The organism is Mesorhizobium sp. M7A.F.Ca.CA.004.12.1.1 (assembly GCF_003997835.1).
Lineage (GTDB): Bacteria > Pseudomonadota > Alphaproteobacteria > Rhizobiales > Rhizobiaceae > Mesorhizobium.
Genome location: NZ_RZRK01000179.1, coordinates 1 through 9270 on the forward strand (window position 1 = coordinate 1; position 9270 = coordinate 9270).

General features: G+C 63.6%; 1 protein-coding gene. It reads left to right on the forward strand.

Annotated features, from left to right (window positions below):
- Positions 1-9270: hypothetical protein (locus tag EN984_RS37645; RefSeq protein WP_164765447.1), on the forward strand; the 9270-nt coding region annotated here is incomplete at both ends.

Consider the following 9270-nt stretch of genomic DNA (forward strand, 5'->3'; position numbering starts at 1 on the left):
GTCGACAAGCTCACCGAAGCGACGATCGGCGACAATGCCAGCATCGACGCGTCCGGCAACGGTGCCGGCATCGGCGGCGTGCTGACCGGCACGATCGTCGGCGGCGGCGATCCGACTAGCTTCGGCGCGGCCGAGGCGCATGGCGTCATCGTGCAGGCCGAATCGTCGGAAGAGGTCACGAACGTCACGGTCGCCGGTGCAGCCGGCCTTTACGTCGGCCTGGCTGGCTCCGTCACCGTGACGCTGCTCAATTCCGACACCAAGGCGCTGATCGGGGTCGGCGCCGACATCAATCAGGGCGCTGCAGATTACCTCGCCCATCCAGGCACGGTGTCGGGCGCACAAGGCGTCTATGTCAACGCGGCCAACGAGGTCCGGGTCACGTCCTTCGCGGGCGCTCTCGGCGCCGGTTTCGTCGGTCTGGCCGGCGGTATCGACTTCGGCAGCATCAAGAACGATACGGTTGCCGCGATCAACGCCAACGCCATGGTGCGGGCGCGCGGTGACGTCTCGGTCAATGCGGTCGCAATCAAGGTTCTGCGTGGGTTCGCCTTCAGCGGCGGCGTCGGCGTCGCCGGGCTTGGCGCGTCCGTGTCGGTCTGGTCGATCGGCGAGGCGTTCACCGATTCCTACCAGGACAACCAGGGTGGCAGTGGCAACGCGACGAAGGACGACGGAAGCTCGAAGACCGCCAACGACGAGGCCGGCGAACAGGCCGACGGTGGCGTCGCAGGCATCACCGGGGAATTGGGCCGCTTCGGCAGCGGCGCCAACAGCAACACGGCCGACTCACGCGTCAAGGCTGGTGTTGAAGGCGCCCGCGACAAGGTCGGCGCCAACGCACTGACCTCAGGCGCCCTGACCAACAAGCTAACCGCCGCCGTCACCGACGAGCGTGGCACCACCGCCTCCGTCGAAGGCGGTGCGACGGTCGAGGCTGGTTACGACATCGTCGTGAACGCGCGTGAACAGATGAAAGCCAACATCCTGGTCGGCAGCCTGGGCGCCGGTCTTGTCGGCCTGGGCGCGTCGATTTCCGTCGTCAATGTCTCGGGCCAGGTGAGAGCGAAGGCCGGCGGAAACCTCAAGGCTGGCAATGCCATCCGCCTTGAAAGCCATTTCGGCCAGAATATCGATGTCACGACTGTCGCCTTGCAGGCCGGCTTCGTCGGCCTCGGTGCATCGGTCGCGGTGGTCAACGATACCAGCCGCGTACAGGCCGGCTTGCTCGACAACACGGTGGTCAACGACGCGGCCAGCCTCACGGTCTCGGCGACCAGCAACCAGACGTTTGACGTGCTGACCACCGGCATACAAGCCGGTGCGGTGGCCGTCGGCGCGTCCTACAGCGACGTCACCATCGGCGATGACGACGACAACACCAAGGAAGTCCTGGCCACGATCGGCACGGGCAGCCAGATCGGGCAGGTCGACGCCGTCGGGGCCATCACGGTCCATGCGGACTCGACGATCAACGTGGATTCCGACACCTTCGCGCTGGCTGCCGGGCTCGGTGCACTGACCTTCAATTTCGCCTTCATAGATGTTCAGCCGAACGTAGAGGCATCGATTGGCAGCGGCGCCAATATCAGCGCGACGGGCCTCCTCACGGTCGAGGCGTGGACGCTGCACGATGCGACCGGCGACATATTCGCGCTTTCAGTCGGCGCACTGGCGGCCGGCACCAGCTTGGCGACGGTCAATGTCGTCCCGACGGTGACTGCATCGATCGGTGGCAATTCGACGGTTCACGCCGGCGGCATCGTCATGCTGTCGTCGCACAATTACCAGGGCGAGACGGCGACCGACCGCGGGGCGAAGGCCTATGCGGAAGCCTCCGGCGGCGGCTTGTTCAGCGGCCAGGGCTCGGTGCCGACCGCGAGGTCCAATGCGGTTGCCAACACCACGATCGGCGCCGGCGGCGCATTCACCATCACCGGTGACATCAACATCAAGTCGCGCGTTCGCAACTATGCCGTCGCCAATGCCGAAGCGAATTCGTTCGGAGCGGCGGCGGTCGGTGCTTCCGTGGCTGAAGCCGAGGCCAATGGCCAGAGCAACGCCGCGATGAACGCCAACATCGTCTCGGTCACGGACATCATGATCGAAGCCCTCGCTGTCAATGGCGCGCTCGCCGTGGCGGAAGCCGCCGGTGGCGGCGTTCTTGGCGCACTGACCATCAACAGTGCGGTCGCAACAGCCAGCCCATCATCGGTCAGCGCCTCGATCGGCAACAACACCTCGATCCAGTCGGCGCGCAATGTGCGGCTGAAGGCACAGGCGCAAACCGAGGGCGACGCCAAGGTTGTCGGCATTTCGATAGGCGGCATTTTCGGCGCCGGTGCTTCGGATGCGACGACCCATGTCAGCCCGACGGTTGCGAGCTCGATCGGCGCTGGCGCGGTGATCAACGCGACCGGCGATATCCTGGTCGAAGCCTCCGCCTCGCCGATCCCCGGCGTGCAGCCGACCTACGAAATCGTCGATGTCGACGGCACCGCCAACACGATCACCGTGAACGGGCATGGATTGGTGACCGGCGATACGGTCGAATATGATGCCGGAAGCGGCGGCGCCGTCATTCCCGGCCTCAACTGGCCGGATCCGGACGATTCGGCCGTGAACCGTCAGTACAGCGTGATCAATGTCGTCAATGCAGGCGTGACAGATCCGAACACGCTCTATTTCGGCTCCGTCTTCAATGCCGCCGACATCGATCCAAACACCGAGATCATCGAGTTCGCGGGTGGCCATAATTTCCTGAGCGGCGATGCCGTCCGCTACTATCCGGGACCAGACGAAACAGTCGACAGCTTTGGGCTGACCGAGGGCAATCTCTATTATGTGCTGGTCATAGACGGGTCGCACATCAAGCTGGTGGGCACCTTCGACAAGGCGGTCAACCCACAGAATTACCTCAAGAATTTCCAACCGGACGATGTCGCGGGCAACAGCATAACCATCGCGGCGCATGGCTTCGTCAATGGGACGGCGGTGACCTATGAGGCGCCGGACGCGCGCACTTTCGTCAGTCGCCAGGTGGACGTCAATTCGAGCAGCCTCAACCCTGATGGCTCCCCAATCGCCGATGCCAACGCCGATGACATCCGTTTCTTCGACGATGACGGGAACGCGCTGGCGCATGGCTTCGTCGAGGGCGAACACGTCGTCTACGACGTCAAGAATGCGAGCGGAGGAACCGGTCTGGCGATCGGCGGCCTGGTCGACGGCCAGACCTACCGTGTGCATGTCGTCAACTCCTCGACGATCCAGCTCAAGCGTAACGACGCGATCACCGAAGAGGTGCAGTTCGTTCGCAATGCCGCTGGCGACCGCATCATCCGCACCGACGGCCTCAACTGGGCCGACAACGGCTTTGCCGCTGGCACGCTGTTCATCGGCGGCGGCGGCGCCAATTCTGGCACGTTCACGATCGCCAGTGTTTCCGGTAGCACGCTGATCCTTACTGTCGCGAACAGCGTCACGGCGGGAACGCAGACAAAGACCTTCGATCAGCCGATCATCGCACTGGCCCCGAACAAGGGCCTCAGTGCCAATCCGGCGCTCAACGTCGGCGCCAGCGATATACATTCGCTGGTCAATGCCAAGAATCTGCCGATCGGCGGGCTGGAAGACGGCAAGACCTATTATGTGCGCGGCGTCAGTGGCCCTGGCGACAACACGTTCGAACTGTGGAATGCACCGAGCGGGGGCAGTCAGATTGCTCTGACACCGACGGCGATTGCCGGCCCTTACGGCAATCACAGCCTCACTGCGCTGGCGGTTGACATCTCGGCGGCCGCCGATAGCGAGCAGCAACTGCGCATCGACATCAACGACAGCGCCACATCGGCGTCACCGGGGCAATTCCTGTTTGGCCCGGGCGAGGTTCCGCTCAGTGAGATCGCCCCGCAATCGGGCGACGGAGTCTCCTCGGCCTATGCCAAGGGTTCCGGCGGCGGCTTCGTCGGCGTGCAGATCAACGATGCCGACATCATCAGCAATCCGAACGTCTCGGCGACGATCTCCGCGACGCAGATCACGACCGTGGGCAACGTGACCGTCAGCACATCGGTGACGACCAACACCTCCTCCTACGCGGTCAATGGCACCGGCGGCTTCGTCGCCATCGGCGATGCCGATGCGCGCAGCTATCAGGACATCATCAGCGCGGCGACGATCAGCGATAACACACGTATCACCGCGGGCAAGAACTTCACGCTGGCCTCGGCAAGCAATGCCATTACCAGCGCCGCCTCGCAGTCGAGCGCTGGCGGTGCGGTCGGCCTGGCCGACCCGACCACCGATGTCCGCATCGAATACAATACGGTTTCGACGATCGGCTCCAATGCTATCGTTCTGGCTGGTCAGTTGGCCAAGGCCACGGCCAATGCATCCGTCGATGTGACGGCGAAATCGACCGCCTCCGGCATCGGCTTCGGCGGTGACGGCGACGCCATCACGCATGTCAATATTGGCTCGCCGGACGTCGATCCGGACGCCGACCAGGCCGACGCTATCGTCTCGCTGGCGGCCAACGCCGTGCTCAGCGCGCGGCGCACTTCGCTTGCGGCGCGGGTCGACAACTTCCATGTCTTCTCCGGCAGCGACGGACGCGGCGCCGGTTTCTATGGCGAGGGCGAGGCCGAAAGCACGATCACGGCACGGCCGGATGCGCAGGTGCGGATCAATGCGGGCGCCGACCTGACGGGTTGGGAAGGCGTTGACCTCATCACCCGCTACGACAATGTCGACACGCATGCGAAATCCTATGCCCGGTCGACGGGCCTGTTCGGCTTCGTCGATTCCGACGCCCATAACGACACCGACGTCTCGTCCGAGATTTTCGGCGCGGCAGGAGCGTTGGTGACGGCCGGTCCGCGCGACAATAGCGATGTCGTGCTCGGACACCCGGATTATCCGCAGGAGCCTGGGAGCTCGGCCGAGCACCTGGCCTTGTTTGCCTCGACCGTGAACGGCCCGAATATCGCGCAGACAGACAACGCCGACGACAGCAAGCGCTCGCTCGCCGCCGGCGGATCGAGCGGCAGCAGTCCAGATGACAGGCCGCAATCGATCAATTTCAATTCCGACGTGCTGATCCTTTCGGGCCGGTCACCCGAACTGGTCATCAAGCAACTGGTCGTCGGCGCCGAGGGCCAGATCGATGTCGCGGTCGAAGTGTCGGTCAACGACACCGCGGGCGGCGGCAGTGCGACCGAAGGCGAAGGCAGCACGATCCAAAGCAATGACATTGTCGTCAACAACATCGTCAATCCGGGTCCCGGCGACGTGGTGTTCGATTCGAACTCGATGATCGGCGCAGGCGGCACCTGGACGTTCCGCGATACGTTGCAGCGCGTGTCGATCCGCAACGAGTCCGACAAGGACATCATTATCAACAATATCGATGTCGTCACCGACGAGCAGCCGCTGGCATGGCTCAACCCGTCGCAGAGTGTGACGCTGACTTTCAAGGTGGTGCGCGAAGTCGCGCCGACGCTGGTCGAGATCACCGACACCGGAGGCCATTCCGATATCTACATCAACGGCACGATCGACAACCCGATCGGCACGACCTCGATCGTCAACACCGACGGATCGGTGTTCGCCACCAACGATCGCGGCGTCACAGGCAGTGACGGCCGCCAGTCGCTGATCCGTACCCACATCCTGAACATTCGCGCCGACGAAAACATCGGCGCGACCGGTGCGCGCGTGAACATCGACATCGTCGACAGCGCCGGCCTGCCGCTCGGCATAGGCTTCGACACCGGCCGCGTCGCCGGCTTGACGAACCAGGTATTCCTTGGGGTCGAGAACCGTTTCTATACCGGCCAGCTGGTGCGCTACGATGCCGTGACCACGGCCATCGGCGGGCTCACCGACGGCGGCTATTACTACATCATCGCTTCGCCCGACGGGCAGAGCGTCAAGTTGGCGACCACGTTGACAAACGCTCTGGCCGGCACGGCCATCGATCTGGCACCGGGTGGCGCGCTGACCGATCTGCATAGCCTGATTTCGGCTGAGACCTTCACCACCGATGCGCTCGGCAACATCAGCCTCGACCTCAAGGCGCTGCTGCGCGAGGCGCCGGCCGGGGGCTTCTACATCGTCGAGATCGACCGGATCAATGCCGGCAATACGGCGGACGTGCTGCTGCAAGCCAGCATTGAACAGTTCGGCGACGGTCTGTCCGGCGGCCTGCTGGTCAAGGCGCCGGCGTTGCCCGCGGGCGGACAGACCTACTACAATAAATTCCGGCCGGATGAGGGAGCTATCCCGTCGCTGAGCCGTGGCGTCTTCGCCACCGGTAACACGGAAATCGCGTCGACCTATGATTTCCGGGGCCTCGACCCGGCAACCGGCCTGCGCACGCTGCCCGGGCTGCAGGCAGGCTCGGTCGTCACGGGCGGCGACATCATCGTCGCGGCAGCCAATCCCGCACCCTCGGCGACCACCATCAACGTACTGGGCATCACCGAGATCGCCGGCAATGGCGACATCGACGTGCTGACCAATGGCTACATCGCGCTGACCGAAAAGACCGGTGACATGCGCATCGAGCGCATTCGCTCCAACGCCTCGGATGTGCTTTTGTATTCGCCGCGGCGCATCCTCGATGCGCGCAATGACAACGGCGACCCGACCTCGATCGAGGCCGATGTCTCCGGCCGCAACATCACCATGGCCGCTGGCGTGGGGCTGTTTAACCCGACCCATTTCCAGGTGGCTGCCGAGGTGCTCAACCCGACGCTGCTTGACATCAATTCGGCCCTGGGCGGCATTGGTGAACCGGGCAATTTCCTCGAGATCAACGTTGACAACCGCAATGGCGCCGGCGGGCTCGGTGTGCTGCGCGCCTTCGACATCAGCGCGGATGCGACTTTGGGCATCTTCCTCGACGAAGTCGTCGGCGACATGCATGTTCATACCGTCCACACGATCCGTGATGTGTCGCTAAGGACCGTCGCGGGCTCGATCCTGGATTCACGCAACAACGGCTTGGGCGACGATTTGGCCGACGTGATGGGGCAGACCATCGACCTCGACGCCAACGGCAATGGCTCCATCGGCGCCTTTACCAACGACCTCGAGATCGATTCATCGCGCGGTTCGAGCGATGACGACGTCGCACTTGAGGCCGGCAACAACATCTACCTGGCCGAAGCGCCGGAGGTTCCCGGCGGCACCGCCGGCAATCTGCGGCTGGTGCTGGCGCACACCTATGATGGCGACATCCGCATCACGGTGCGCGAGACCTCGGTTCAGGGCGAGAACCTCGACCTGCTGCACAGCGGCAGTGCCCGCTTCGGTGAAGATGGCACGACGTTCCCGACCTTCCAGCCCGATGCGTCACGTGCGATCCCACATGGCCAGATCTTCGCCGAAAAGGGTTCCGTGCTGCTGCGCGTCGGCGACAACGTAACGCTCGATTCCAACAGCGAAACGCTGGCGGCCAAGAGCATCGACATCTATGGCGACGTGTCGGCGACCAACGAGGTCATCCATGCGCTCGTCAACCTGGATTTCGCCTTCGGCACCGTGATGGTGCTGCGCGGCCGCATCATCGCCAACGCAACCGTGACGCCGGGCAACAAGACGATCGGCGCGCCGGTCGGCTCGGCAACGCCGACGCTGACAGCGAACCCGGTCACCGGACCGACCGTGCTGACCCGAATCTTCGGCAATACGGATGTCGACACGATCCAGTTCGGCGACACGTCCGGTGCCGGTGGCACCAACACGCAGGGCAGCGCCGGTTACGTCTTCCTCGGCTCGAAGACCCGCGCCTATGGCAGCCAGAACCTCGATGTGAACAACGTCGATGGCGAAGACCGCTTCCGCGTCTACTACCTCCAGGATACCACGACGCAAACCTCTCCGAACATGCAGACGGCGGCCGAGCACACGCTTACGCTCGACGGCGTGTCGGGCACCGATCTCTATGAGATCTACACGCTTGGCTCCAACAATCCGGGGCAGGGCACCGCGGGCACCGACTTCCAGCGCAATTACGTCATCAACATTCTCGACAGCGGGCGTCCTATCGACGGTGTCGATGAACTGACGATCTTCGGGTACGATTCGTCGCAGAATGGTCTGATCGGCGGCAACAAGCCGATCGACGACATCTTCCTGCTGCGCGGCGCCAACTATCTGCCGCACGAAGCCGCCGACCGTCCAGGCTACGTCGCCATGGTCTACGGACAGCCGAAGACCTATGCCGATACGATCGAGGACAATGAGCCTTCGAACGAAGTCGCGCGCATCAACTACGACACCGCGCTGAATGGCCGGATCACCATCGAGGGGCAGGGCGGCAACGACAATTTCTACTCCGACGACACCACGGCGATCGTTTCGCTGCAAGGCGGCGCCGGTGACGACTCCTTCAACATCGGCCAGATATTCGGCACCAAACGCACCGGCGATGCGGAAAACGGCGTCACGCCGTTCTTCGGCGGCAACCTGCTCGACCAGGACGTGTTCCCCGACATGGTGGCCACGACACGCGGCTGGCTGAGCCCGGGCATCAGTGCGCCGATGGTGGCGCAAGGCGGCACCGGCAACGACGAATTCCGGGTCTATGCCAACCAGGCCGAATTGCGGCTCGAAGGCGACGACAACAACGACCTGTTCATCGTCCGCGCGTTCGCCATTGCGGCGGTCGCCAACCAGGACTGGAATGGTGACGGCACGATCGATCAGGACGATTTGCCGGCGGTGACGCTCGACACCAATGGCGATGGCGTGATCAATTTCGCCGACGCTGACTCGACGCCTGACGACTATACCGACGACGTTATCGTGCTGGACGACTTCGGCGTCGCCAAGTCGATCATCGGGCTCGGCTTCTCGGTCGCGCGCGCGCCGGACATCCGCGCCGGCGGCGGCGAAGACGAAGTGCAATACAACGTCAACGCGCCGGTCTCGGTCGACGGCGGCACCGGCTTTGACAAGCTGGTTATCCTCGGCACGGAATTCGCCGACGATTTCGCCATCACCGATAAGGGTATCTTCGGCGCCGGCCTCAACGTTCGCTACACCACGATCGAAGTGGTCGAGGTCGACGGGCTTGAAGGCGACGATGAATTCTTCGTCCAATCGACGGCTTTCGGCGTAGCCTATCGCGTTATCGGCGGTCTGGGTTCAGACACGATCAATGTCGCGGGCGATGTCACGGAAGATATCATCACGCGCGAACTCGAAGGTGCCTCCGGCGCCGTTGACCACCTCGTCACTTCGGGCGATCCACTCTACGAT